Raw genomic sequence first — 24,206 nt, forward strand, 5'->3', positions numbered from 1 at the left:
CTGCTTTAACCATGTCAAATATCAATAAAAAGTTATTTAAGCGCCTACATTTAAATCATGCTTATGGGCAACTGATTGCCCTGATATTTGTGCCCATTATGGTGCTGGCGGCAGTCGGTGCAGGGCTGGTTCTGACCGAAACCTCGAATGCAGCGCGCGCCCAGCAAAAGCAGATGGCGATTGCGATTTTAACCCGCTATGAAATGCTGTCTGAAGTGGCCTTGCAGCAGCTCAACACCTTTCCCTGGCAATATGAGCAGGCACGCAGCTATATGCAGAATCTGCTCAATGAAAAGCATTTACTTCGGACTGCCATTATTGATTCCCAAGGCCGTAGCCGCCTGAGTATGGGCTATCAGGATCAGGCTGGCTGGCCCAGTTTTCCGCGCGATGCCGCCTTCTTTGGCCCGATCCAGCATAAAGACAGCCATGTCTATGGTTTACGCATTGATGAAAGCCAGAGCCAGTATGCCTGGCTGCTAATCGAGCTGGACAATCAGCCTTTGGAAATTGCCCGTTATCGGGTCATGACCGTGCTGATTGCCACCGGCCTGCTGACCCTGATGCTTCTGTTGCTGTGTCTAAATTTCTATTCGCGCCGCTGGATTGCGCCAATGTACGAAATCCGTATGCAACTGCAACGCCTGAATGCCGACACGCTAGATCAGCACATGGTAATTAACAGTACCGGCGAGCTGCGTTTATTGCAGCGTGATATTGCCAATGTGGTCAAGCGTCTGCATTTCAGCTTTCTGGAACTAAAAGAACATACCGAACAGACCGAAGATGACTTGCGCCGCACCCTAGATACCTTGGAAGTCCAGAACATTACTTACCGTCAGGCACGTGACCAGGCGATTTCAGCCAACCAGTCCAAATCGGTCTTCCTGGCCAATATCAGCCATGAATTACGTACTCCGCTGAACAGTATTGATGGCTTTATCCATTTATTACTGCGCCAGGGTAATCTCAGCAATGAGCAGAACCTGTATCTGCAAACCATTCGCAAATCCTCGGCGCATCTGCTGGCGCTGATTAACGATGTACTGGATTTCTCGAAAATTGATGCCGGCAAACTGGAACTGGAAACCGCACCTTTTGATCTGGAAGAAGCCATTTATGATGTAATGGACATGCTGTCGCCGCTGGCCGCGCAGAAGCAGATTGCGATGGCCTTTTATTATGCCGACAACGTGCCAAAGCATGTGATTGGCGATGCCCTGCGCTTTAAGCAGGTGCTGACCAACCTGATTTCCAATGCCATTAAATTCACCCCGGATGGTGAAATTATTGTACGTGCGCGCATTGAACATGAAGATATCGGTCAGAGCATGATTCATTTTAGCGTGCAGGACAGCGGTATTGGTTTAAGCGGCACCGACCGGAAAAAACTGTTTGAATCCTTCTCGCAAGGCGATGCTTCTGTGACCCGTCAGTTTGGCGGGACCGGTCTGGGTCTGGCGATTTCCAAGCAGCTGGTACATTTAATGCAGGGCCAGATTGGCTTTGAAGACAACCAGGAACGCGCACCGACTGAAAAAGGCTCGACCTTCTGGTTTACTGCCGTATTCAGCATTGATGAGGATGAAATTATTGTGCACCCACGCTTTGCCAACAAGCATGTGGTATCCTATCTGGCGCATCCGGCAACCGCCAATGTGCTGCGTCACTATCTGGAAAATTATCAGGTCCAGCATACCGAAACCACTTCGATTCTGGACTTATTCAGCCGACTCAATCACCTGTCTACACCGGAAGAAGACACCTGGTTAATTGTCGATCATAGCGGTGACACCGAAGCCTTACTGAAAGAAATTCGCAGCCGCTATCAGGGCAATCTGGCCATTTACGGCTACCAGATGGCGCTTGATCCAAGCATGCTGAATGAATATCGCACCCGCCCGCTGTATCAGCCTTTAAGCCGTGGCGCGCTGATTCAGTTACTGAACAATGAAAATCCGTTTGAAGATACAGGCACCGAAGTCTTTGATGGACAGGGGCTGCATGTGCTGGCGGTAGATGACCACTTGCCAAACCTGATTGTTTTAGAAGCCTTGTTAGGTGAACTGAATGTCACCACCACCAAAGCGCTGAGCGGTCAGGAAGCCCTGAATATCCTGCAAGAGCGGATTGAACAGGATGCCAAACCGTTTGATCTGGTGTTTATGGATATTCAGATGCCGGTGATGTCCGGGATTGATACCACCCGCGCCATCCGCTCGCTGGAGTCCACCCTCGACAAGCATAAACGCCTGCCAATTATCGCCCTGACCGCGCATGCGCTGGCCGATGAAAAACAGAACCTGCTGAAAGTCGGCATGGATGATTACGTCACCAAGCCAATCCAGATTGAACAGATCATCCAGATTCTGACCCACTGGACCACTGAAAACTTTAACAAGGTGCCGGCAGTGGAAAAAGCCGTGGTGATTGAAGCGCTTGATCCGCTGGTTCTTGACTGGCAGCAAAGCCTGATGCTGGCCGCCAACAAGGAAGATCTGGCACTGGATCTGCTGCGTATGCTGCTCGACAGCTTTGCCACCGAACTGCATGAAATGCAGCAGCTAGTTGAACTGGAAGATTTCCCGCAACTGGAGCATGTGCTGCATCGCCTGTATGGCGCCACCCGTTATGTCGGCACCCCAAGCCTGCAGGAAGCCACCGGTTCTTTTGAGCAGTTTGTTTCGACCTTACGTAAAGAACGCCGTAAAGCCGATGATGCCTTTATTCAGGAAGTGCTAAGACGCTTTGATGAATTACAAGCCGTGATTGCTCAGGTTGAACATGCCGCCGAGCAGATTCTAAACAAGCACACGCAGTAGTCTGACTCGACTAAAGTCAGGGTCTTGAAAGATGGATGTGACTGCCCTGTCATGTATCATGCGTATCTGCATGCTATGCTCAACAGAGGAAAAATAAGAGTTTAGACCATGACCATACAGGTAGAAAAAAATAACGGCATTGCCATTGTGCGGCTGAATCGCCCGGAAAAACGCAATGCCATGAGCTTTGCATTATTAAAACAGCTGGTCAAAACTGCCCGGCAGCTAAAAAAAGACCGCAGCTTGCGCTGCGTCATTCTGACCGGTGAAGCCGAAGTGTTTAGTGCCGGTATTGATCTGGCCGATTTAAACAATCCGCAAAATCGTGCCTTTGCCGCCAGGGAATTACTCAAACCCGGCCAGAGCCTGTTTCAAAAAGCCTTTCTGATCTGGCAGGAATTGCCCGTCCCTGTGATTGCTGCGATTGAAGGTTACTGTTTTGGAGCCGGGATGCAACTGGCACTGGCAGCAGATATTCGTATTGCCCATCCTAAAACCCAGATGTCAATTATGGAAAGCCGCTGGGGGCTGGTACCGGATATGGGTCTGAGCCGCTCTTTAAAAGGCCTGATTGGCCTGGACCTGGCCAAAGAACTGACCCTCACCGCCCGTATTTTTGAAGCGCAATATGCCAAAGAAATTGGCTTAGTCACCCACTTAAGTGACACCCCACTGGATCATGCCCAGATTCTGGCGCAGGAACTGGCGCAGCGTTCTCCGGATGCGCTGGCTGCGGCCAAACAGGTGCTAGATGCCATGGAACATAATCCACAAAAATCCTTACGTCTGGAAAAAATCTGGCAGCTGAAATTACTGCTTGGCAAAAACAGTCAACTGGCGCGTAAAAAAGACAAGCAACCTGACACCAGTTTTTTACCGCGTCAATTTAACTAAGCACAGAGCATCAAGATCGGGAAGAGAAGCATGAGTTTTGATCGCAATACGCCCATCGCCTTTCTGGGTATGGGCTTAATGGGCACACGCATGGCAGCACGTCTGATTCATGCCGGTTTTCGGGTCGCGGTCTGGAACCGCACTGCTGCTGCCTGTGAGGAACTGCTGGACATGGGTGCTGAAGCACTGGCCCTAGAAAAGATTGGTCAATATCCGGTAATTTTAAGCTGCCTGGCCGATGACAATGCAGTCCAAGCCGTTTTTGAGCAGATTCAGCCGCATTTACAGGCCAAGCAAGTGATTGTGGATTTCTCCAGCCTGTCTGTGGATAAAACCCTGACACTGGCTGAACAGGCAGCCCGTCAGCAGGTGAAGTGGATTGATTCACCAGTGTCGGGCGGCACAGCGGGCGCAGAACAAGGCACCCTGGTTATCTTTGCCGGCGGTGATGCCGCCACCATTGAAAAACTGACCCTGATTTATAATGTGCTCTCACAGCGCGTGACCCGTATGGGCGCCAGTGGCACCGGACAGGCCACCAAAATCTGTAATCAGCTGATTGTCGCGGCCAACAGTACCCTGATTGCCGAAGCTGTCGCGCTTGCAGCTCAAGCCGGGGTAGACACCACTTTACTGGCACCCGCACTGGCCGGCGGATTTGCCGACTCCAAACCGTTTCAGATTCTAACCCCGCGCATGGCCAGTCATAGCTTTGAACCGGTGCAGTGGAAAGTCCAGACCCTGTCCAAAGACCTGAACAATGCCCTGACCCTGGCCGCGCATTATCAGCTGAATATTCCGGTGGCACAGCAGGCTTTGCAACAACTGCAAGCGCATCAGGCCAAAGGCTTTGCGGAAGCAGATTTATCCACGGTCATTCAACAGGTGGAACAGACCACTTAATTTCACCCTTTGCACAGGGAATGCAGGACATTGTTTATGACGAAACTTGCCGTAAATCTTTCTATGATTTTTACTGAAGTGCCGCTACTTGAGCGCTTTGCACTGGCCAGACAACACGGCTTCCAGCATGTTGAAATCCAGTTTCCGTATGAACTGAGCATTGCGCAGATTCAAAGCCAGCTGACCTTGCATGAACTGACGCTGTGCCTGATTAATGTTCCGGCCGGAGATTTAATGCAGGGTGGCAACGGGCTGGCAGGCGTACCGGGCAAGGAAATCGAGTTTCGTCATGCCGTTGAGCAGGCCATTGAATACGCGGTTGCACTCAAAGTGGCAAGTGTCAATATTCTGGCCGGCAAACAGCCTCAGGATGCCGATCTGCTGCCTTGCCTCAGGACACTGGCCGAGAACCTGAAAATGGCCAGCCATATGCTTAGCAGCCAGCAGATCCTGCCGGTGATGGAAATGATTAATGGCACCGACATGCCGCGCTTTTTAGTACAGAACATTGCCCAGGCCCAAGAGATGCTTGAAGCGGTGCAACATCCGGCGCTAAAAATGCAGTATGACTGCTATCACATGGCCATGATGGGTGAAAACGTATTGGAAGGACTGATCGAGAATATCCAACAGATTGGCCATATCCAGTTTGCCGACTGCCCGGGTCGTCATGAACCGGATACCGGCGATATTGCCTTTGCGGAAGTGTTTGACTGGCTCAAACACAGTGGCTATGCAGGCTATGTGGCGGCGGAATATCGACCGAGCAAAGATTCAGCAAATTCCTTTGCGTGGAAAAACAAATACTTTGCCGAATATCAATAATTCGGCACTGTCATAGATTTGAAATTTAGGCTCAAAGCCGCTATATTAGACAATGAATAATTGTCAGGAAATTATACCCTTTATGAATTTAGAACCATCGCCCGGCGCTTCTAATTCTCACGATCTCGCAATGACTTCCCCAAACAATGACGTACACGCTTGCCTGCAAGTTGTGCGCGATGCCCTTGAAGATGTAAAAGCCAAAGAAATTGTTGAGCTTGATGTTAGCAGCATCAGCAATGTTGCAGATGCTATTGTGATTGCTAGCGGCACCTCAACCCGTCATGTTAAATCTCTTGCTGATAACGTTGCTGAAGAAGCACGTAAAGCAGGCTTCCGCCCGATTGGTATGGAAGGTGAACGCGATGCTGAATGGATCTTGATTGATCTGGGTATCGTGGTGGTACATGTCATGCTTCCAACTGCCCGTAAGTTCTACGACCTAGAAAGCTTATGGCGTACAGCACCTGAATCTGTAAACTAAGATTTCCCAAAAAGCGACCTGAAGGTCGCTTTTTTATTGGGTCAAAATAAGAGCTGGTCACAGCTGAATCCAGACACCGACTGATTTTTCCACTTCCCAATAGCTGAACTTAAACCTCTCGGCAGTGCTTCTCGATCTCCCCCCAACCCAAAGATTGAATCGTATGTAATAAAAGATTCTATTTAGTCACAGATATTAAAAAATCCCCCTCAATCGAGGGGGATTTTGAACGCGGGTATCGGACGTCTTAGTGACCCGTACCGTTAATCGCTTTGGTCATGTCTTCAACCACTTTCTTGGCATCACCGAAGACCATCATAGTCTTGTCGTTATAGAACAGGTCATTGTCCAGACCTGCATAACCAGTCGCCATTGAGCGCTTGATCACCATAATGGTACGTGCTTTATGTGCTTCCAGAATTGGCATACCGTAAATTGGCGAGTTTGGATCGTCTTTGGCTGCCGGGTTGACTACGTCGTTGGCACCTATCACCAATACCACATCCGTTGCCGGGAAGTCCGAGTTAATCTCGTCCATTTCCAGAATGTCTTCATACGGCACGTCGGCTTCAGCAAGCAAGACGTTCATGTGACCTGGCATACGACCCGCCACCGGGTGAATCGCAAAACGCACCGTTACACCCTGCTCTTTCAGCAAGTTGGCCAGTTCTTTCACCGCATTTTGCGCACGGCCTTGTGCCATACCATAACCCGGCACAATCACCACGCTGTCCGCATTGGACATTAAGAAGCCAGCATCATCTGCAGAACCTGAACGGTAGTTACGCTGTACCTGCTCACCCGCACCTGCGGTAGGCGCTGCCGCCCCACCCATCGCACCACCAAACAAAACGTTGATGATTGAACGGTTCATGGCTTTACACATGATGTACGACAGAATTGCACCTGATGAACCAACCAGTGAACCCGCCACAATCAGCATGTTGTTTTCCAAGGTAAAACCAATCCCTGCTGCCGCCCAGCCCGAGAAGGAGTTGAGCAGTGATACCACCACCGGCATGTCGCCACCACCGACTGGGGCAATCCAGACCCAGCCAAAGGCTAAAGCCAGTGCGGTCATGGCCCAGAACGAGGTCATGCTACCGCTTAAGAAGAAGTGAATCCCAAAGCCCAGCATGGCAATGAAAATCAGTGCCTGAACCGGTTTAACCCAGCCACCCGAAATGGTCTTGGCCCATTTTTTCGCTGCCAGTTTACCGTAAGCAAATACCGATGCAGTAAAGGTAATCGCACCAACAAAACAGCCCACGAACAATTCAAACAAATGCACTTTGCTCATTTCATGGAAGCTGACGCCATTGGCTGCCAACAGCTCTGGACCCAGTTCAACCAGCTTGTTGTTATGAATAATCGCTGCAATTGCAATTAACACCGCTGCCAGACCGACCAGTGAGTGCATCAGTGCTACGGTTTCTGGCATTTGCGTCATCGGTACGGTACGCGCACGGGCAATCCCGACAATGGCACCCAGAATCATCGCCCCCACAATCATCCAGATAACTGGATGATCTGCCACAAAGAAGGTAGTCAATACGGCAATCGCCATGGCGATCATGCCGTAACGGTTACCAGCAATCGCCGTTTTTGGCCCAGACAGGCCTCGTAAAGTTAAAATAAAGAGGACAGCCCCAATCAGGTAGAACCAATCCGCATAGTCTCGAATAAATTCCATCAATTAGCCCTCTTTTTTCTTTTGTTTTGGTTTAAACATTTCCAGCATACGCGCAGTCACTGCGAAGCCACCGAAAATATTAATACTGGCCAGGAATACTGCAATCGCACCAAGTACGCTCACCACGTTAATGCTCTGGAACTGCACATTGGCATCCACACCTAACACAGGCAAGCCGACCGTTTGAATCATCGCCCCCACGATAATGATCGAAGACAGCGCATTGGTTACCGCCATCAGTGGCGTATGCAATGCAGGTGTAACTCCCCAAACCACGTAGTAACCTACGAAAATGGCCAGGACAAAAATTGTAATTGTTTCAACCATGACTGTTCTCCTTAACCTCGTTTCAACAGCACTTGGCCGCCGTGCGTAACCAGTAGGGCTTTTTGAATTTCATCGTCCTGACTGATGGCAAAATTCTTTTCACTATCAAAAAGGGTTTCCACAAAATTCAGCACATTACGTGCATACAGCGCCGATGCTTCAGTAGAGACCGTTGATGGAATATTCGGTACACCGAGAATTTTCACGCCGTTGTCGGTCACCACGGTTTCACCGCATTGAGAACCTTCAACGTTACCACCCGTTTCTACCGCCATATCCAGAATGACTGAACCCGGTTTCATCTTGGCCACAGTTTCCGCCTTGATTAAACGCGGTGCATCACGACCTGGTAACAGCGCTGTGGTAATCACGATGTCAGCATTGGAAACGGCTTTATCGACAATAATGGCCTGATCTTTGATGTACTGTTCGCCCGGCATCCAGCCATAGCCGTTTTTGGCGGCATCAGCAGCTTTTTGCTGTTCTTCTTCAGACATCGGCACGTCTAGCCATTTCCCGCCCAGAGATTCAACCTGATCTTTGGCAGTTGGACGCAGGTCAGTGGCTTCCACCACCGCACCCAGACGTTTTGCGGTCGCAATCGCTTGCAAGCCGGCAACACCCACCCCCATGATCACGACACGGGCAGGTTTGACCGTCCCTGCTGCGGTCATCAGCATCGGGAACATACGCTGGTATTCAGCTGCAGCCAGCAATACCGATTTATAACCGGCCAGGTTGGCTTGTGAGGACAGCACATCCATGTTTTGCGCACGGGACAAGGTTCGTGGCAATAATTCCAGGGCAAATGCAGACACCTGCTGTGCAGCAAATTGGTCAAGTTCAGTATTGCGGTATGGGTCAAACATTGCCACTACGGTAGAGTTAGGAGCAAGTTTTTGAATTTCTTTACCTTTCGGCGCGCGAACTTTCAAAATAATCTGACTGCCGGTATAGGCATCATCTGTAATTTTGGCACCCACGTGCTCATAGGCGCTATCGATATAGGCAGCTTTTAAGCCTGCACCACGTTCAATAACCACGCTATGACCCGCGTTGATCAACTTCTTTACTGTCTCTGGCGTTGCAGCGACACGATTTTCACCGACGACAGTTTCGGTTGGGATTCCGATCTGCATGAGCGTTCCTCAAGCTAATTTTTCTTAAGTAAACATCGCCGAAACGATGCTTCCCCTCAGGTTATGTCCTTGTTGAATTTTTGGATTCTAATTGAACTTTTTTAAATTACCACCCAATATTTATTTAATAAATACCCATATTTTGAACTGATGATTCATAAAAAGAAGGGTGGCAGATATAATTGATCAGTTTGGCTTTCTATTCTTCATGGCGACGCTCTGGAAATAAGGTGTATAAATTTTCAGCACAGCTCCTGACTTTTTACAGCGAATTGCGTCCTGTTTTGTTTTTTCTTTCCTTAAAATTGATTGTTTTGACAAATCTTATCGTGTAGTGCCGGCTTACAACAGGCTGATAAATACCAATAATGAACGGCTTTTTCGCAGCAAAAAATGAATATCCAGTTCATGATTGACTAAAATGACATCTTAATCACAGAAGAATCCGGGAGAAATTGGTCAAAACTGCCCAATGTTCGGGCAGAAAAGTAAATCCTTCGTCAAATGCATCAATTGGCTAAATGATTTCCTGCCTGATGATCTGGCCTTAACCCATACATCTGGCTGTGAAAATGCAATAAAAAATTAAAAGTTTTTTTATTGATCATTTTGCCTGATGATGAATAAAGCAGCGCAACTGCTTAAATTTGCGTATTTTGCACTATTTTTGTGCAACAATTACCTATAAGGAATCAACAGGTATTTAACTTAAAAAAATCACCTTGAAATTTTCATAAAATGAGAATAAAGCCTATCTTTACACATTCATTTCTTCGAGCAGACAGCTTATACTCAACCTATGAAAATCTGGTGACACCTACCCTATTGATTAAATTGCTCTGAATATGTCCATTTCCTTGACCAGAACGCAGTTAGGTTCACTGTTTGCACTGTGCGCGGCCTTTTTATTTAGCACCAAGGCTATTTTTATCAAGCAGGCTTATGCGCTTTCACCCTTAGTGGATGCCACCACCTTAATGACCCTACGGATGGCCAGCGCACTGCCGTTTTTCCTGCTGATCTGCTGGTTTAACCGGCATCGCAATACCCAGATTCAGCTGCGCGAATGGATACTGCTCGTGGCTGCCGGGCTGCTCGGCTATTATTTTGCCAGCTGGCTCGACTTTCTGGGGCTCATGTTTATTAGCGCCTCACTGGAACGGATTATCCTGTTTCTGTATCCCACCTTAACCGTTCTAGCCAGCAGCCTGATCTACAAGCAGCGCTTAAGCCTGAAAACGATACTAGCCTTGCTGCTCAGTTATGGTGGAACGGTACTGGTGATGTTACAAGAACAGCAAAACATGCCAGATGGCTATTCCTTCTGGCTTGGTGCCAGTCTGGTATTTGCCAGTGCGGTGGCTTTTGCCGCCTATTTGCTGGTGACGCCACGGCTGATCCAGAAATTTGGCAGCTGGAATTTTACTGGCCTGGCGCTAAGTGTGGCCTGTTTCGGCACCCTGCTGCATTATCTGCTGGCCGTACCGGAGCCGCTGCAACGGCTGAGTCAGTTACCGGGCAGCGTCTATGCCTATGGCATTGGACTGGGCATTCTGGTCACGGTGTTGCCAACCATTTTATTAATGCAAAGTATCGAACGCCTGGGAGCGGCCCATTCGGCCATGATCGCCTCTATCGGCCCGATTCTGACCATTGTGCTGGCCACCCTGTTTTTAGATGAATATTTAAATGCCTGGCAATGGCTGGGTTGCGCCCTCAATATCATTGGGGTAATGATGATTAGCCTGTCCAAGAAAAAGCTGATGGCCTGATCCATGATCAGTCAGCTCAGCCTGTTCCGGACTGCTACGCATGTATCTCGCACGTGCAAAAAGAATGTTGCAAATGGTGATCTTTGGCCGTCATGCTGAATATTACCGAAGATGCGATTGAATGAATTAACCTGAACTGGACCTTGTATGAATACCTCTCCCGATATTAGTCAGGATAAAACCCTGCTCTGGCTTATGGCGCTGGCTTGTGGTCTATGTGCAGGGGCCAACTATTATTGCCAGCCGCTGATTAACTAGATTCATACTTATTTTCAGGTGCCGGAATCCCAAGTCGCACTCACGGTGACGTTTGCCCAGGTGTCCTATGCACTGGGGCTGTTATTTATTGTGCCAGTTGGCGATACTGTCAATAAAACCAAATTCATTCCACTGCTGATGTTTCTGGCCGCGTTTGGCCTGTTTCTATGTGCCTTTTCAGTGAATCTGCCAATGCTCTGGATTGGCACCATCATGACCGGGCTATTTTCAGTGGCCGCACAGATTCTGATTCCGTTTGCCACCATGTCGGTCAAGCCGGAGAAAATGGGCGAAGTGGTCGGACTACTGATGAGTGGTTTACTGGTCGGGATTTTACTGTCGACCAGTCTGGCCGGACTGTTGTCCAATTTATATGGCTGGCAGCTGATTTATATCATCAGTGGCGTGTTGATGATGGGACTGGCGATTATTCTGAAAAAACGCTTGCCACATATTCCGACGGCGCGCATGGCCTATGGCAAAATCCTGCATTCGATGCTGCAACTGATCCGCCAGGAAAAACGGCTGGTCTATCGCGCCCTGATTGGTGCCAGTGCCTTTGCCGCCATGAGCGTGCTGTTTTCCACCATTGCGGTGTTACTTGGCTCCTCTTTTGGTCTGCCCGATGTCGCAGTCGGTTTAGTCACTTTAATTGGGGTATTCGGCGCACTCTCCACCAAAAAAATTGGCAAAATTGCCGACCGGGGTCATGGCAAACTGATCACCTGGGCCGGACTCTCTTTATTGGCGGTCAGCTGGAGTTTCCTGTATTTCGGCGTGCAGTATTTATGGAGCTATATTATTGGTTTTGGCCTAATTAACCTGGGACTGGCCAGTGTGCATACCAGTAACCAGAACGTGATTTTCCATTTACGCCCCGATGCCAAATCACGCCTGAATGCAGTCTATATGACCAGCTATTTTATTGGCGGCGCCTGCGGTTCTGCACTGGGCATTTACGCCTGGCATCATGGCGGCTGGAGCATGAGCTGTCTGGTTGGTTTAACCCTGGTGCTCTGCTCGGCCTGTTTTGCCTGGTTAGATCAGCAACATCTGCGCCGCCAGCAACTGGCTTAAAACTGTATAAATTGTGCAGGCAGGTTTAAGACACCTGCACCATCGGATAATGCGGCTGGGCCGAATCAATACTGGCCGGATATTCCAGCAGAATCTGAATAAAGGATGGAATTAAGGCAGCAAAAATACTGGTTGCCCCAGCCAGAATGTCACGGTTTAGCAGGCTGTTATAGTTGGCACCGCCACTGGCAAACTGGTGACGCAGACTGTCAAAGCGTTTAAATACCGCCATCAGCAAAGCGACTGACTGTTTATTTTGCAAGGTCTGTTGCAGATCAATCTGCTCTTGTGCGGCACGCTGCTGCCATTCATCGCGCGTGAGCTGTAAATGCTGATAGGCCCAGAATTCCGGATGGGTATAGGGATGTGCCAACAGGGCCTGAATCTGCTGCTGGTATTTTTCCCATAACACATAATCAATTTTTCGGGTTTCATCCTGCTGGTGCAGAAGCTGAAAAAACTGCTGTAACTGCGCAGCGGGTGGACTGGCCGCATCTTCACGGTAAATGGCCTGAAAGGCAATCCATAAACTCATAAATTTAAAATCCAGCTCCTGATCCAGACTCAGGGCTTTTTTAAACCAGCTCAGGCTACGCTGTATTTTCAGATTAAAATGCACCGAATTTTCATTCTTTTTACTGCGGTAAATTTCCTCAACCACCAGCATCTTTGTTATCCTTTTTCTTGTCTTACCGCATCAATGTAATGGTTTTTTAATTTTCTCTCAACCTTTTGATCCTTCAATTTATTTATTACCCTTCCATTTTCCAGCATAAATAAATCCGAGTATTTTCCTTTTATTTAAATAAAATAAATAAAAAATCTGAAAGCTTAAAATATATTTAAAACACATTTTATCTAGCAGCTACTTAAAATAAAGAAATGTAAAGTTATATATAAAATCACGAAAAATGTAATTACACAAAAGATTACATTCTTAAAAATCCTATGTAGGACAGCCAATTAAAAATGCCGGCTTAAAATCACCGCTTACAACTAAATAAGATGTAACAGAGCCAGGGTTTTTCATGAGATGTTTCATGTTAAAAAGAAGCTATCTGTTTTTCTCAGATGATTTCAGCGCGCTAGCGATAGCGTCGATATCTATAAAAGAGGTGTTCAAATGCAAAATCAAAACAATGGTTCAAACCAACAGCAACAGCAGCCTCAACAGCAAGGCAATCAGCAGCGGCAACAAGACCGTCTGCAGCAACAGCAACCTCAACAACAGCAAAATAACCAGCAACAAGGCAATCAGCAACGCCAGCAAGATCAACAGCAGCAACAGCCTCAACATCAGGGCAACCAGCAGCAACAACAAAACCAGCAACAGCGCCAGCAAAATGATCAGCAACAGGATCAGCTGCGCCAACAACAGCAACAGCCTGGCCAGCAACAAAACCGCCAGCAGCAACAGCAACAACCGCAGCAATATGGTCAACAACGCCATAACCAGAATGCGCAGCAGCAAAACAATCTCTTAGATGATGAAGATATGTAAAACCATTTTTTGTTTTTCACTTATTTTTATTATAAATAATCGAAGGAGATGATCATGGTCAACAATGCAAATGATCCACATGGGTACTGGCGTGACAACCATGCAGACCGTCCTTACTACAATGATTTTAAAAGAGATATCCCAGATATTGATTATGATCGGGACTTATCTTCTGCTTATGATCTCGGTACGCGCGCCCGTAGTGAATATGGCACAGATCGCGACTTTGAAAGTTCTGAAGGCGACCTGAAACAGCGCTGGGAAGAGTTTAAAGCAGATTCTCGCTTAAAATGGGAACAGGCCAAGCATGCGATTAAAGATGCCTGGGATAGAAACTAGATTGCCCTCAGTCTGGTTCTAATACGGTTCAGAGTTATAGGTCATTATGACCTATAACTTTTTTATATCTGTCAGTTTTATCTCTGCAGATTTTCTATTTTGTGTTCTCTATTTGATTTATATATTCCTATTATTTTTGCTTGACCACATCAATAATACTCTGACTAATTGCTCGCGACAGCTGTTCCAGTTTTTTCTTTTTGGTGCCATTAAATACACAGCGATAATGATGCAGTTTATTCTGATACGAAATACAGTAAAAAAATGTTCCGACCGGTTTTTCCCTGGTTTCAGAGCCACCGCGTTTTAATAAACCGGTACAGCCAATAAAAATATCAGAATCAATGATCTGTTTAGCCTTTAAAACCAGCTTCTCCGTCACTTCAGCAGATTCAGGAGAGTATTTTTCCAGGAATTTCTTTGAGATTTTTAAGATACTGACTTTTAAATTGGCGTCATAACAGACCAGGCTACCATTTAAAATATCACCTGAATTTTTATTCAATGAAAAACGATAGGCCAAATAACCTGCCGAAGCACTTTCAATAAAAGTAACTTTTAATTTCTTTTTGGCAAGTAACTGGCAGCATTTATTCATTTATACCCATCCTGAATATAATTATTCATTCCGATTTAAACATAGCTCTTTTTCAGTGCTTTTTTCTGAAAAGTAACATTTCATTTATTTTTTAAAACTAAAAATATAACCCTCTGATTTTTATATCTATAGATTAATTCCTCATATACATACTTTACATGAAGTCACACAACTCAGGCTTAAGTTTCCAGCTAACTAGATTACTGTTTTCTAGGGTTAAATCATGGAGCAGAATAATGCCAACGGTCGTCAAACAAAGATTATTAGACATACTCAATGATGTGCCTGAAACCTATTTTGATCTGGTGTCCTTTTATTTAGATGCCGATATTGCTCCCACCGCCAAACAACAAAAAGCCCTGTTCAGTTTAAAAAATGAAATTGAAACCCTGCCGTTGGCCCTACCCGATTTCCCTCGCCAGCTGGATCAGCTGGAGCACTGGATGATCCAGCATGAACAGCAAGCCCAGCTCGAATTTGAATATTATTTAAAGCGCCGTGCCTGGGGACAGCCACGCGAATATTTTCACTGCCTGTCCGATGCTTATGAGTTTCTGATCAAGATTGCCCCGACCCAGCGTGCGCAGGCAGCCTGGCTCTACAGTTTTAGCCAGCACTGGGATGACCGGCGCTATACCGAGCTGATTCAGCTGTATCTGCAAGCTCTGGCCTATGGTCACACGCAGCAGCATCAGCTGTATCAGTTCAATGCACTGCTTGAAACCCTGCAGCTAGATAACTTTATACTCGGTCTGGAAGATGGCTATTTTCATCAGGCTGCAATTCAGCTGGCACTGGCGTACTGCCCTACCGATTTCATGCCTTTGACCTTAGGGTTTCATATTGGCAAACACCTGTGCTCGCTGCATCAGCTGATCATTGCGCATGAACTAAAAGAACTCGGTATTCACACCCGCTGTTTTCAGCCACAGCAGCGTTCAACATCACGGCATACGCCTGTGCTACATGCCATTGCCAGTCTGGCCCCGGACGAAAAACAGCAGGCTCAATATCTGCGCCTGATTCAGCTGGGCTATGCCTTAAGCCAGCAAGGCATGAACGAAGAAAAAATCCTGCAGCGGCTGCATCTGCACGACATTATCCAGAAAATTTTCCAGCATAAAGCCCTGATGGGCAAATTCATTCATGACAATAAATGTATTTTTACCAACCGCAGCATCAACCAATGGCTGGAAACCGTCGAAGGCGTGGATGGTTTTATCCAGCAGCTGCTGGAAACCGACTGGATCCGTTTAGGTCAGGACCCGGAGCAGAGTAAATTCTGGCGTCTGATTCATCAGCAGGAAAGCCAGATGTTCGGGCTGTTTAACCGTACCGAACAGCAGTTTATTTATGACTGGATTCTGGGAGATGCCGCAGTACAGCATCCTGCCCCATCTGCGCTGCAAAGCACGTCGGACCATTTTAAAACCAGCGACCACTTTAATTATATGGCCGAGCTGGAGCTGGAAGAAATTCAGCTCAAATACGCCCAGGCCTCATCTTTTGACGACAAAATCCGGCAGCTATTGCCTTATTTGGCCCCGCATAAATCTGCCAGCGATGCCGGACGCTGGTGTACCCAGCAATACAGCCAGGCCCTTTTCCCGGCGCTGTCGCAGGCGCTCGACCCAATGCATCATAAAAGTTAATTACGGAGAACAGCAACAATGAAAAAAGATCAACAACCGAGTGAAATGGCCGGCGCAGATGCGGCAAACCGACAGAACAGTAATGATAAATCCGTTCAATTAGACCCGTATCGCAGTGATGCGACACAACAGGCGCTCACCACCAATCAGGGCGTTAAAATTGCCGATAACCAGAACAGCCTCAGAGCTGGCATTCGCGGGGCCACCCTGCTCGAAAATTTTATTTTTCATGAAAAAATGACCCACTTTGACCATGAACGGATTCCGGAGCGTATTGTGCATGCGCGTGGCACCGGTGCGCATGGTTATTTTGAAGCCTATCCGGGCAATGAAAAATATACCAAAGCCCATTTTCTAACTACCCCAGAACATAAAACGCCAGTCTTTGTACGCTTCTCGACCGTACAAGGGCCGCGCGGCTCGGCAGATACGGTACGCGATATTCGCGGCTTTGCCATCAAGTTCTATACCCAGGAAGGCATTTATGACATGGTCTGCAACAATGCCCCGGTGTTCTTTATTCAGGATGGCATGAAATTCCCGGATTTTGTGCATGCCTTAAAACCGGAACCGGATACCGAAATTCCAACCGGTGCCAGTGCACATGACACCTTCTGGGACTTTGTTTCACTGGTGCCAGAAAGCTCACATGCGGTGATCTGGGCCATTTCCGACCGTGGCATTCCAAAAAACTTCCGTAGTATGCAGGGCTTTGGCGTACATACCTACCGCTTTATTAATGCCGAAAACAAATCGGTGTTTGTGAAATTCCACTGGACCCCGAAACAGGGTATGGCCGCCTTGGTCTGGGATGAAGCACAGAAAATTGCCGGGAAAGACCCGGATTATCATCGCCGCGATTTGTATCAGGCCATCGAGAACGGTTTCTATCCGGAATGGGAACTGGGTGTGCAGATTGTGGAGCAGGAAGATGAAATGAGCTTTGACTTCGACCTGCTTGATCCGACCAAGCTGATTCCGGAAGAACTGGTGCCGGTCATTCCGATTGGCCGGATGGTGCTCAACCGCAATATTGACAATTTCTTTGATGAAACCGAACAGGTCGCCTTCTGTCCGGCGCATATTGTGCCGGGAATCGACTTCACCAATGACCCACTGCTGCAGGCGCGGATTTTCTCCTATACCGATACCCAGCTCAGCCGTTTAGGGGGTCCGAACTTCCATCAGCTGCCGATTAACCAGGCGGTGTGTCCGTTTCACAATAACCAGCGCGATGGCATCCATCAGAGCCGGGTTCATCGCGGTCAGGCGGCGTATCAGCCCAACTCGATTGACAATGACTGGCCACGAGAAACCCCACCCGCAGCCAAAGGTGGCGGTTTTGAAAGCTATCAGGAACGCATTGACGGGCATAAAATCCGTCAGCGCAGTCCATCCTTTAGCGATCACTTTTCGCAGGTGCGTCTATATTTCAAAAGCCTGAGCCTGCCTGAACAGAAACACGTGGTCGATGCCTATGTCTTTGAGCTGAGTAAAGTGCAGCGCAAACCTATCCGTGAGCGTGTGGTGCACAATATGCTGGCCAATATTGATGCCAATCTGGCCAAAATGGTCGCCGATAAACTCGGCATTGCACTAGATGAAAGCCAGCTGCCGCCTGATCTACCCGAGGAAAAAACCTCAGCCAAGTTATCCATGACGGCATTTTTACCGCCGAATATTGAAGGCCGTAAAATCGCGGTACTGGTGCATCCTCATGCCGCCACCGACAATATTGAGCCGATTCATCAATGGGCCTTAAAAGAAAATGTGATGCTGGATTTTCTGACGCCCACCCCTGCCCCAACCACCACCATTGAAGATGACATGATTCCATCTGATGGGATGCAGCAGGCCGAACCCTCAGTGCTGTATGATGCAGTGATTGTGCTGGATGGCAACAATCTGGATGCCTTTAAGCGCGATGGTGTGGCCTGCCATTATGTGATTGAAGCCTATAAGCATTTAAAACCGGTGGTGTTGTTAGGGGATAAAGCCGAGCTGCTGGAACATCTGCGTCTACCGCCAGATGAAGGCGTATTTAGCGATGCCAGTTTCCAGAATGTGGCGGAAGGCTTTAAAGAAGCGATTCGTCACAACCGGGTCTGGGCACGTGAAGCCATTGCAGAATCTATTCCGGCTTAATTGTCCTGCACTCATACAAGCTGAATCAACAAAAGGGAAGCCAATGGCTTCCCTTTTGTTTGAATAGATGGATGAGATTCAGATTAAAACTTGATGTACATAGTGCTTTCCTCTCACCTTAATCTGCAATCTGCGCCGTTTGATACCGCTCCAGCTCCTTGTCACTCGAGATCTGTGGAGGGGCTGCAATATCCAGCGGTTCTAAGCTCATTAAGGGCACTTTGATCTTCTTTCCCTTTGGGGTCTTCGGCTCATCTTCATCAACGGTAATTTTCTGAATAAATGTCGCCAACCAGAGTATAAACTCTTCTTTATTGCTGCTTTTCGGCACAATGCTCAAGTCCAGTTTCAGCTCGTTGGCATATAAAGGGTTGACCATCAGCACATTAAAGTCGATGCAATTGACCAATAATTTAAGACGTGTTTTTTTGATTTCAGCACGCAGCTCAATCATTAACATATTTAAATCATTGATAATATCTCCTCTAAAGTCCTTATTTTGCTCGACATTTCTATAGATTATTTCAGCAAGTTTAATATACTGGGGCATACGATCATCCATTTATTATTCTGAATATAGTGATATTGAAGGATTTTGCGTAATTTTATGTAGTATTTAATAGGTATTTTGCAAGAAAAATACTTCTTGTTACATTGGAATTACATATTTTTTTAAACAAATCAAAGAATAACTATAATTTGCGAACTGATTGTCAATTTTTCCAGTGAATTAATTTTATTATTTTTATTTTGCTTAAGAGGATTATATATGTATTTTGATTATATATTCTAATTGAATTTAAAGATCATTTTCGGGAGTATTCATTTAATTTATAAAATAACTTAAACTTAATATCAATAATTATAATTTATATTTTAACAATATAACAGTTAAAATAGCAGCAAGCTAAAATATGGATATTCACCCTCCCACCTTCGGACAGCCAACAACAATCTTTTTTCGTCAGCCGGATTTTGTGCTACTATCTCGCCCCTGCACGCCCGGTGGATGTGAGTAAAACCCTCTGCCTTGTGCTGCCCGATCTGTGCGAATAGCGCCTCAGTTTTGTTTCCCGTCGTTGCAAGGTTTGCTGTTGAATGTCAAATGTAAATACGCTTGAAAATATCCAACTGCCAAGAATTTCCGTGGCCCCCATGATGGACTGGACCACCCGGGATTATCGTTTCTTTGCGCGCCTGTTTAACCCAAACGTGATTTTATACACAGAAATGGTCACCACTGGTGCCATTATTCATGGTGATGCCAAACGCCATCTGGACTTTAATCAGGAAGAACATCCAATTGTGCTGCAATTGGGCGGTTCCAATCCTCAAGATCTGGCCACTTGTAGCAAAATGGCGCAAGACTGGGGCTATGATGAAGTTAACCTGAATGTCGGCTGCCCAAGTGACCGCGTGCAGAACAATAAAATTGGTGCCTGCCTGATGGCCGAGCCTGATCTGGTGGCAGAATGTATTGCAGAAATGCGCCATGCGGTGGATATTCCAGTGACGGTTAAACACCGGATCGGGATTGATGACATGCATTCGTATGAAGAAATGCTGCATTTTGTCGATACCGTTGCCAAAACCGGCTGCAATAATTTTATCGTGCATGCCCGGATTGCACTGTTACAAGGCCTATCACCCAAAGAAAACCGTGAAGTGCCGCCTTTACGCTATGAAGATGTTTACCGTTTAAAGCAGGATCGCCCGGAGCTGATCATTGAAATTAACGGCGGCATTAAAACCCTGGCAGAAACACAGGCACATTTACAGCATGTCGATGGGGTGATGATTGGCCGCGAAGCCTATCACAATCCGTATTTACTGGCCGAGCTGGGACATTTCTGGAATCTGCCCCTCCCGGACCGTTTCGAGATTATGCAGCAGATGATGCCATATATCGCACAGCGCGTGGCTGAAGGTGCACCGCTGTCGATTATCACCCGTCATATTCTGGGCCTGTTCCAGAACTTGCCAGGCGCACGCAAATGGCGTCAGGCCTTAAGTGGCGGCAATGCCAAAACCTTAAAAGATGTGGAAGTGGCCATTCAGAATATTCAGGCCGCGATGCAGCGTACTGAAAACTATCTGCAGGAACACGCTGTTCAGCCTTAAAAGATCAACAAAAAGCCCTCAATTGAGCTTTTTTTAGAATCAGATCGTAACCGGATTATGCCTGTTTGGCTTTTAGCTGATCGAGTTTTTTCAGAACTTCGGCCACGGCCACCATCGCAAAACTGGAAGTAACCACCACCGCCGAACCATAGCCACCACAGCGCAGCCCGGCACTGGCACAGACATCGGCACTGGAAAATGGATTATCAATTGAATAGACGCAGGTAATCCCGAACTTCTCTTTCGGCTTTTTACAAATGCCTTTGCTACGCAACTGGGCACGCAGTTTGGCCAGCATCGGGTCCTGTTCGGTTTTAGATAAATCGGCCACACGAATTTTCAGCGGATCGAGTTTGCCGCCGGCACCACCAGACACAATCAGCGGCACTTTATTAAAGCGGCAATGCAGCATCAGCGCCAGCTTGGCTTTGACATCATCAATACAGTCCAGCACTACATCGGGCGTATGCGCCAGCAGGTCTTTGACATTGTCCGGGGTCAGGTAATCATCAATCAGGTTGATCTTGATGCGTGGATTAATAGCACGGCAACGCTCGGCCATAATTTCAATTTTTTCATGGCCCAAAGTGCTGCTCATGGCCGGTAATTGCCGGTTGATGTTGGAGGCAGCCACCACATCCATATCCACCAGGGTCAGCTCACCAATACCGGTTCGCGCCAAGGCTTCAACCGCCCAGGAACCGACCCCGCCGATACCAATCACCATGACATGACTGTTGGCATAATACTGAAAGCTGTCCTCACCATAAATTTTGGCAACACCGGCAAAACGGCGATCATATTCATCATCTTGGAGCAGTTCAGTCATTGCACAATCAAATCTTATACAGGAGGGCTTATTTTAACGGTTTTTTCACATGGCGTGTGAGATTGGAGGATTTTTGCACGGCGCAACATCAGCGAGAGATTTAAATTTTAGGCCAGATGTAAAGCCTGTAACGAATTCTGCCAGATCATCTCAGCCAGTGCTGTCTGCTCCATCTGCAGGCTTTGCGCCAGCCCTTCAAGTACATAAGGCAAATTGGCCGGCGTATTGCGGGTGCGCTGCTCGGTCGAGGACTGGCAGCACAGCGGTGTCATATCCGGACAATCGGTTTCAAGCACCAGATGTTCTGGGCCTAATTCCTGCACCACCCGATGCAGTTTCTTGGCATTCGGATTGGTAATTTGTCCGGTCACGCCAATTTTAAAACCCAGTTTGATAAAGGCTTTGGCTTCTTCAACACCGCCACTAAAGGCATGGGCAATTCCGCCATAGCTAAAATTCTGCTGTTTTAGCAGCGCCAGCACATCGGCATGGGCTTTACGAATATGCAGCAATACCGGACGCTGAAACTGGTGTGCCAGCTCCAGCTGGGCGGTAAAATACTTTTGCTGTTTCTGATACAGCTCGGGCTGTTTATGCTGCTTTAAAAAGGTATCCAGGCCAATTTCACCAACCGCAACGCAGTCCTGTTCACGCAATAACTGTTCTAAATCCAGCAGATGTTGCGGCTGATGCTGCTCGATATAAAACGGATGCAAACCCGGTGCCAGATGGCTTCGCGGCGCCTGGCTTAACCGGTTCAGCCATTGATGGGTATCCAGCAACTGCTGAAAACGCGACTGCACAAAGCCAATTAAAATCAGCTGTTCGACACCCGCCTGCTTCGCCTGATAGGCCAGTTGCTCCCGATCAGCATCAAAATCCGCCACATCAAAGTGGGTATGGGTATCAAACAGCACCAGTGTCATTAGATGGTTTTCGCGTCAGCGCTGGACGCAGCTGCTGTAGTGGCTTCGCTGGCTGGCGCTTCAGGTGCCGGCAAATATGGTTTTTTCAGCACCTGCTGCAGCTCTGCATAAGGAATCATCAGCCGTGGCAAACCGACCACATACGGTCCAATTTCATATTCGGCATATTGCAGAATCAGGCCTTGCTGCCCCAGATAGAAATTATCCGACAGCTTGAATTTCCAGGCCTGCTCATATTCGGCAACATTATTGGCCAGTTTGCTGTCTACCACCCATTGTTTAAAGGCGTCATAGGCGGCAGCTTCCAATGCAGCTCGTTGCTGCGGCTGCAAGATGTCAGCCAGTTTGACCTGCTTTTTCTGCTCCAGATCAAAATTAAAATAGGTTTGTGCGGTAGCGCCATGTGCGCCGCCCAGATAGCTGCTGCTATTTACCACCACGGTGGCCAGCGGCCCTTCCGAGTTTAAAATTTTTGGTTTAATCATCAGGCTAATCTGATGATTGGCACTCAGCGCCTTGATTTCCTGATCCAGACTCAAGAAGGCCGCAATAAAGGGCTGCACCTGCTGTTCCAGTTTCTGTTTTGGCGTTGGAATTTGCGTTAGTGCCTGTGCCGAGGAAGCTGGCTCTGCCGCAGAGGCCGGCGCTTCAACATTCAGAGGTTTATCTGCCGGGGCAATTTCCAGGGTCTGGTTCAGTTCTTTAAGAATGTACTGATCAATCTGCTCATCGACAAAAGGCTGGTTACTCTGCAAGCGCTCAACAGAAAGCTCGGGGCAGTTCTTGCCTTCACATTCCGGCAAGTTCAGCTGCAGCTTTTCCGGCTCGCCAATCAGTTTTAGCGCCTGCTGTTCAACTTCTGCGGCCTGCGCCTGCTGTTCCTGTTTCGGTTCATTATTTTTGGGCTGACATGCGGTCAATGCCATGGACACGGCCAAGACACTCATCACCCATGCTGTTTTTTGCTTTAACATTGAATAACCTTTATTGCCTTTTGTGCATCCCAGATTCAAAGCGGATGTTCTAATTATTAAAACATGCGCGAATAAATTTCAGCTTTTACAACTTGTTGAGTTTGTGCTTTCGTTAAGTAAATATCAAGCTGTGTTCCATCTTTCACAATTTCATGGGTGCGATAATGCAGCCCCATGCCTTCATGATCAAAGAACCAGTCGGCCTGTCCCCAATATAAGGTTTTCGGTGCCGTGTTTTGCACCTCTGCACTTTGTTCTTTCAGCCATTGCCGATAGGCCTGCTGCACGATTGCATGCATCGCAGTTTGCTGCTCGGGCTGAATAATATCCAGTGCGGTTAAAGCCTGCTGCTGTTGACGATCAGCCACGAAAAAATAATAACGCTCTTTGACTTTTACTGTTTCCTGATGGCTATCCACCCCTATCTGCAATAACACATACTGGTTGCGCTGATAGGCTAGCCGGGTATACAGCGCCAGTTCATAGGCCGGATTTTTGGCAAACTCGGCCTGCCAGGCATCAGATTTTTTCACATAGGCATTCACCGCCTGCTGCAGGCTCATGTCCTGTTTCAGCCCGATCTGATCCTGAATCACCTTGGCCTGACTTTTGGCAATCCACTGGTTCAGCCATGAATCCTGTGTCTGAATGGTTTGAATATCCAGATCAATACAGTTTTTCTTTTCACAAAATGGCAAAGCAATCTCTGCCGGCTGCTGCTTAATCTGCAGGAATGGCAGCACCTCAGCCTTTTCCTGCTGGAAGATATTTTTTTCAGGACGTGCATCTTCAGCCGATTCATTGTTCTGGGAAGATGAGTCGCAGCCACCCAAAGACAGTGCCAGCACGGCACAAGCGATAAAACTGATTTTTGTTTGCATTGTTGATCTCTCTTCCTGAAATTTTCCCCATCCTAGAAAAACAGCT

Annotated in this window: 21 protein-coding genes and 1 pseudogene; 12 read left to right on the top strand and 10 right to left on the bottom strand. The window is 47.5% G+C overall.

Translation table 11 applies throughout. The features are described from left to right. The first annotated feature begins 11 nt into the window (after positions 1-11). The 5 genes from FTU69_RS03095 (at position 12) to rsfS (ending at position 5,928) form a co-directional block, all read left to right on the top strand. Positions 12-2,822 (top strand): ATP-binding protein, encoded by a 2,811-nt coding sequence (locus FTU69_RS03095; RefSeq protein ID WP_180103470.1) that lies wholly within the window; start codon positions 12-14, stop codon positions 2,820-2,822. 108 nt (positions 2,823-2,930) lie between these two features. Beyond that, entirely contained in the window at positions 2,931-3,716 is a 786-nt protein-coding gene (locus FTU69_RS03100; protein WP_180103471.1) for a crotonase/enoyl-CoA hydratase family protein, read from the top strand. A 30-nt stretch (positions 3,717-3,746) separates the two neighbouring features. Beyond that, positions 3,747-4,619 carry an NAD(P)-dependent oxidoreductase gene (locus FTU69_RS03105; protein ID WP_005180090.1) on the top strand — a complete coding sequence of 291 codons (873 nt, stop codon included), beginning with the start codon at positions 3,747-3,749 and terminating at the stop codon, positions 4,617-4,619. A 36-nt stretch (positions 4,620-4,655) separates the two neighbouring features. Next, on the top strand, positions 4,656-5,444 hold the full coding sequence (locus tag FTU69_RS03110; protein WP_180103472.1) for a hydroxypyruvate isomerase family protein: 789 nt from the start codon (positions 4,656-4,658) through the stop codon (positions 5,442-5,444). 82 nt (positions 5,445-5,526) lie between these two features. Next, the gene (rsfS, locus tag FTU69_RS03115) at positions 5,527-5,928 is read left to right on the top strand and encodes a ribosome silencing factor (RefSeq protein ID WP_005180097.1); all 402 of its coding nucleotides are present in this window, start codon (positions 5,527-5,529) and stop codon (positions 5,926-5,928) included. A 247-nt stretch (positions 5,929-6,175) separates the two neighbouring features. Here the strand turns inward: rsfS and FTU69_RS03120 are convergent, their stop codons facing one another. The 3 genes from FTU69_RS03120 to FTU69_RS03130 are packed head-to-tail and all read right to left on the bottom strand — an operon-like array spanning position 6,176 to position 9,087. Then, complete coding sequence (locus FTU69_RS03120) at positions 6,176-7,621, bottom strand: NAD(P)(+) transhydrogenase (Re/Si-specific) subunit beta (RefSeq protein ID WP_005180098.1); 1,446 nt, start codon at positions 7,619-7,621, stop codon at positions 6,176-6,178. Positions 7,622-7,624: 3 nt separating this feature from the next. Beyond that, on the bottom strand, positions 7,625-7,948 hold the full coding sequence (locus FTU69_RS03125; RefSeq protein ID WP_005180100.1) for a proton-translocating transhydrogenase family protein: 324 nt from the start codon (positions 7,946-7,948) through the stop codon (positions 7,625-7,627). An 11-nt stretch (positions 7,949-7,959) separates the two neighbouring features. Continuing rightward, positions 7,960-9,087 (bottom strand): Re/Si-specific NAD(P)(+) transhydrogenase subunit alpha, encoded by a 1,128-nt coding sequence (locus tag FTU69_RS03130; RefSeq protein WP_180103473.1) that lies wholly within the window; start codon positions 9,085-9,087, stop codon positions 7,960-7,962. Positions 9,088-9,932: 845 nt separating this feature from the next. Between FTU69_RS03130 and FTU69_RS03135 the strand changes: the two genes are divergently transcribed. Both FTU69_RS03135 and FTU69_RS03140 read left to right on the top strand, forming a co-directional pair. Continuing rightward, a complete protein-coding gene (locus FTU69_RS03135) occupies positions 9,933-10,859 on the top strand; it encodes a DMT family transporter (protein WP_180103474.1) in 927 nt (308 codons plus the stop codon). 147 nt (positions 10,860-11,006) lie between these two features. Continuing rightward, positions 11,007-12,194 (top strand): annotated as a pseudogene (locus FTU69_RS03140) (MFS transporter). A 25-nt stretch (positions 12,195-12,219) separates the two neighbouring features. Here FTU69_RS03140 and FTU69_RS03145 read toward each other — a convergent pair. Continuing rightward, the gene (locus tag FTU69_RS03145; protein ID WP_160240983.1) at positions 12,220-12,861 is read right to left on the bottom strand and encodes a hypothetical protein; all 642 of its coding nucleotides are present in this window, start codon (positions 12,859-12,861) and stop codon (positions 12,220-12,222) included. Positions 12,862-13,317: 456 nt separating this feature from the next. On the opposite strand from FTU69_RS03145, the gene FTU69_RS03150 reads away from it, so the two are divergent. Continuing rightward, on the top strand, positions 13,318-13,695 hold the full coding sequence (locus FTU69_RS03150; RefSeq protein ID WP_180103475.1) for a hypothetical protein: 378 nt from the start codon (positions 13,318-13,320) through the stop codon (positions 13,693-13,695). Between the two features lie 54 nt (positions 13,696-13,749). Continuing rightward, positions 13,750-14,034 carry a hypothetical protein gene (locus FTU69_RS03155; protein WP_005180111.1) on the top strand — a complete coding sequence of 95 codons (285 nt, stop codon included), beginning with the start codon at positions 13,750-13,752 and terminating at the stop codon, positions 14,032-14,034. A 130-nt stretch (positions 14,035-14,164) separates the two neighbouring features. Here FTU69_RS03155 and FTU69_RS03160 read toward each other — a convergent pair whose 3' ends face one another. Next, positions 14,165-14,632 carry a CinA family protein gene (locus tag FTU69_RS03160; protein WP_177156039.1) on the bottom strand — a complete coding sequence of 156 codons (468 nt, stop codon included), beginning with the start codon at positions 14,630-14,632 and terminating at the stop codon, positions 14,165-14,167. A gap of 236 nt (positions 14,633-14,868) precedes the next feature. Between FTU69_RS03160 and FTU69_RS03165 the strand changes: the two genes are divergently transcribed. Together FTU69_RS03165 and katE are read left to right on the top strand one after the other, a co-directional pair. Further along, entirely contained in the window at positions 14,869-16,284 is a 1,416-nt protein-coding gene (locus tag FTU69_RS03165) for a hypothetical protein (RefSeq protein WP_180103476.1), read from the top strand. Between the two features lie 18 nt (positions 16,285-16,302). Next, entirely contained in the window at positions 16,303-18,429 is a 2,127-nt protein-coding gene (gene katE, locus FTU69_RS03170) for a catalase HPII (RefSeq protein ID WP_180103477.1), read from the top strand. Positions 18,430-18,547: 118 nt separating this feature from the next. Here the strand turns inward: katE and FTU69_RS03175 are convergent, their stop codons facing one another. Continuing rightward, the gene (locus FTU69_RS03175; protein WP_257223582.1) at positions 18,548-18,991 is read right to left on the bottom strand and encodes a hypothetical protein; all 444 of its coding nucleotides are present in this window, start codon (positions 18,989-18,991) and stop codon (positions 18,548-18,550) included. Positions 18,992-19,527: 536 nt separating this feature from the next. Between FTU69_RS03175 and dusA the strand changes: the two genes are divergently transcribed. After that, positions 19,528-20,550 carry a tRNA dihydrouridine(20/20a) synthase DusA gene (gene dusA, locus FTU69_RS03180; protein ID WP_104470083.1) on the top strand — a complete coding sequence of 341 codons (1,023 nt, stop codon included), beginning with the start codon at positions 19,528-19,530 and terminating at the stop codon, positions 20,548-20,550. Positions 20,551-20,605: 55 nt separating this feature from the next. On the opposite strand, the gene FTU69_RS03185 is transcribed toward dusA, so the two are convergent. From FTU69_RS03185 to FTU69_RS03200, 4 genes are all read right to left on the bottom strand, one after another. After that, positions 20,606-21,379 carry a ThiF family adenylyltransferase gene (locus tag FTU69_RS03185; RefSeq protein ID WP_160240966.1) on the bottom strand — a complete coding sequence of 258 codons (774 nt, stop codon included), beginning with the start codon at positions 21,377-21,379 and terminating at the stop codon, positions 20,606-20,608. Positions 21,380-21,486: 107 nt separating this feature from the next. Continuing rightward, a complete protein-coding gene (locus FTU69_RS03190) occupies positions 21,487-22,305 on the bottom strand; it encodes a TatD family hydrolase (protein WP_180103478.1) in 819 nt (272 codons plus the stop codon). Next, on the bottom strand, positions 22,305-23,279 hold the full coding sequence (locus tag FTU69_RS03195) for an RsiV family protein (RefSeq protein WP_045795893.1): 975 nt from the start codon (positions 23,277-23,279) through the stop codon (positions 22,305-22,307). The genes FTU69_RS03190 and FTU69_RS03195 overlap by 1 nt, the downstream gene beginning before the upstream one ends. Positions 23,280-23,335: 56 nt before the next feature. After that, positions 23,336-24,160, bottom strand: a complete 825-nt coding sequence (locus FTU69_RS03200; protein WP_180103479.1) for a hypothetical protein — start codon at positions 24,158-24,160, stop codon at positions 23,336-23,338. Between the last annotated feature and the right edge of the window lie 46 nt (positions 24,161-24,206).

It is taken from the genome of Acinetobacter sp. YH12134 (assembly GCF_013418555.1).
Lineage (GTDB): Bacteria > Pseudomonadota > Gammaproteobacteria > Pseudomonadales > Moraxellaceae > Acinetobacter > Acinetobacter indicus.

What these genes read in the sequence shown, in the direction of transcription:
- FTU69_RS03185 (WP_160240966.1), bottom strand. Translation starts at nt 21,379, where the DNA reads ATGACTGAACTGCTCCAAGATGATGAATATGATCGCCGTTTTGCCGGT.
- FTU69_RS03155 (WP_005180111.1), top strand. Translation starts at nt 13,750, where the DNA reads ATGGTCAACAATGCAAATGATCCACATGGGTACTGGCGTGACAACCAT.
- FTU69_RS03145 (WP_160240983.1), bottom strand. Translation starts at nt 12,861, where the DNA reads ATGCTGGTGGTTGAGGAAATTTACCGCAGTAAAAAGAATGAAAATTCG.
- dusA (WP_104470083.1), top strand. Translation starts at nt 19,528, where the DNA reads ATGTCAAATGTAAATACGCTTGAAAATATCCAACTGCCAAGAATTTCC.
- FTU69_RS03165 (WP_180103476.1), top strand. Translation starts at nt 14,869, where the DNA reads ATGCCAACGGTCGTCAAACAAAGATTATTAGACATACTCAATGATGTG.
- rsfS (WP_005180097.1), top strand. Translation starts at nt 5,527, where the DNA reads ATGAATTTAGAACCATCGCCCGGCGCTTCTAATTCTCACGATCTCGCA.
- FTU69_RS03200 (WP_180103479.1), bottom strand. Translation starts at nt 24,160, where the DNA reads ATGCAAACAAAAATCAGTTTTATCGCTTGTGCCGTGCTGGCACTGTCT.
- FTU69_RS03175 (WP_257223582.1), bottom strand. Translation starts at nt 18,991, where the DNA reads ATGGATGATCGTATGCCCCAGTATATTAAACTTGCTGAAATAATCTAT.
- FTU69_RS03130 (WP_180103473.1), bottom strand. Translation starts at nt 9,087, where the DNA reads ATGCAGATCGGAATCCCAACCGAAACTGTCGTCGGTGAAAATCGTGTC.
- FTU69_RS03160 (WP_177156039.1), bottom strand. Translation starts at nt 14,632, where the DNA reads ATGAATAAATGCTGCCAGTTACTTGCCAAAAAGAAATTAAAAGTTACT.
- FTU69_RS03190 (WP_180103478.1), bottom strand. Translation starts at nt 22,305, where the DNA reads ATGACACTGGTGCTGTTTGATACCCATACCCACTTTGATGTGGCGGAT.
- FTU69_RS03120 (WP_005180098.1), bottom strand. Translation starts at nt 7,621, where the DNA reads ATGGAATTTATTCGAGACTATGCGGATTGGTTCTACCTGATTGGGGCT.
- katE (WP_180103477.1), top strand. Translation starts at nt 16,303, where the DNA reads ATGAAAAAAGATCAACAACCGAGTGAAATGGCCGGCGCAGATGCGGCA.
- FTU69_RS03095 (WP_180103470.1), top strand. Translation starts at nt 12, where the DNA reads ATGTCAAATATCAATAAAAAGTTATTTAAGCGCCTACATTTAAATCAT.
- FTU69_RS03195 (WP_045795893.1), bottom strand. Translation starts at nt 23,279, where the DNA reads ATGTTAAAGCAAAAAACAGCATGGGTGATGAGTGTCTTGGCCGTGTCC.
- FTU69_RS03150 (WP_180103475.1), top strand. Translation starts at nt 13,318, where the DNA reads ATGCAAAATCAAAACAATGGTTCAAACCAACAGCAACAGCAGCCTCAA.
- FTU69_RS03110 (WP_180103472.1), top strand. Translation starts at nt 4,656, where the DNA reads ATGACGAAACTTGCCGTAAATCTTTCTATGATTTTTACTGAAGTGCCG.
- FTU69_RS03100 (WP_180103471.1), top strand. Translation starts at nt 2,931, where the DNA reads ATGACCATACAGGTAGAAAAAAATAACGGCATTGCCATTGTGCGGCTG.
- FTU69_RS03135 (WP_180103474.1), top strand. Translation starts at nt 9,933, where the DNA reads ATGTCCATTTCCTTGACCAGAACGCAGTTAGGTTCACTGTTTGCACTG.
- FTU69_RS03105 (WP_005180090.1), top strand. Translation starts at nt 3,747, where the DNA reads ATGAGTTTTGATCGCAATACGCCCATCGCCTTTCTGGGTATGGGCTTA.
- FTU69_RS03125 (WP_005180100.1), bottom strand. Translation starts at nt 7,948, where the DNA reads ATGGTTGAAACAATTACAATTTTTGTCCTGGCCATTTTCGTAGGTTAC.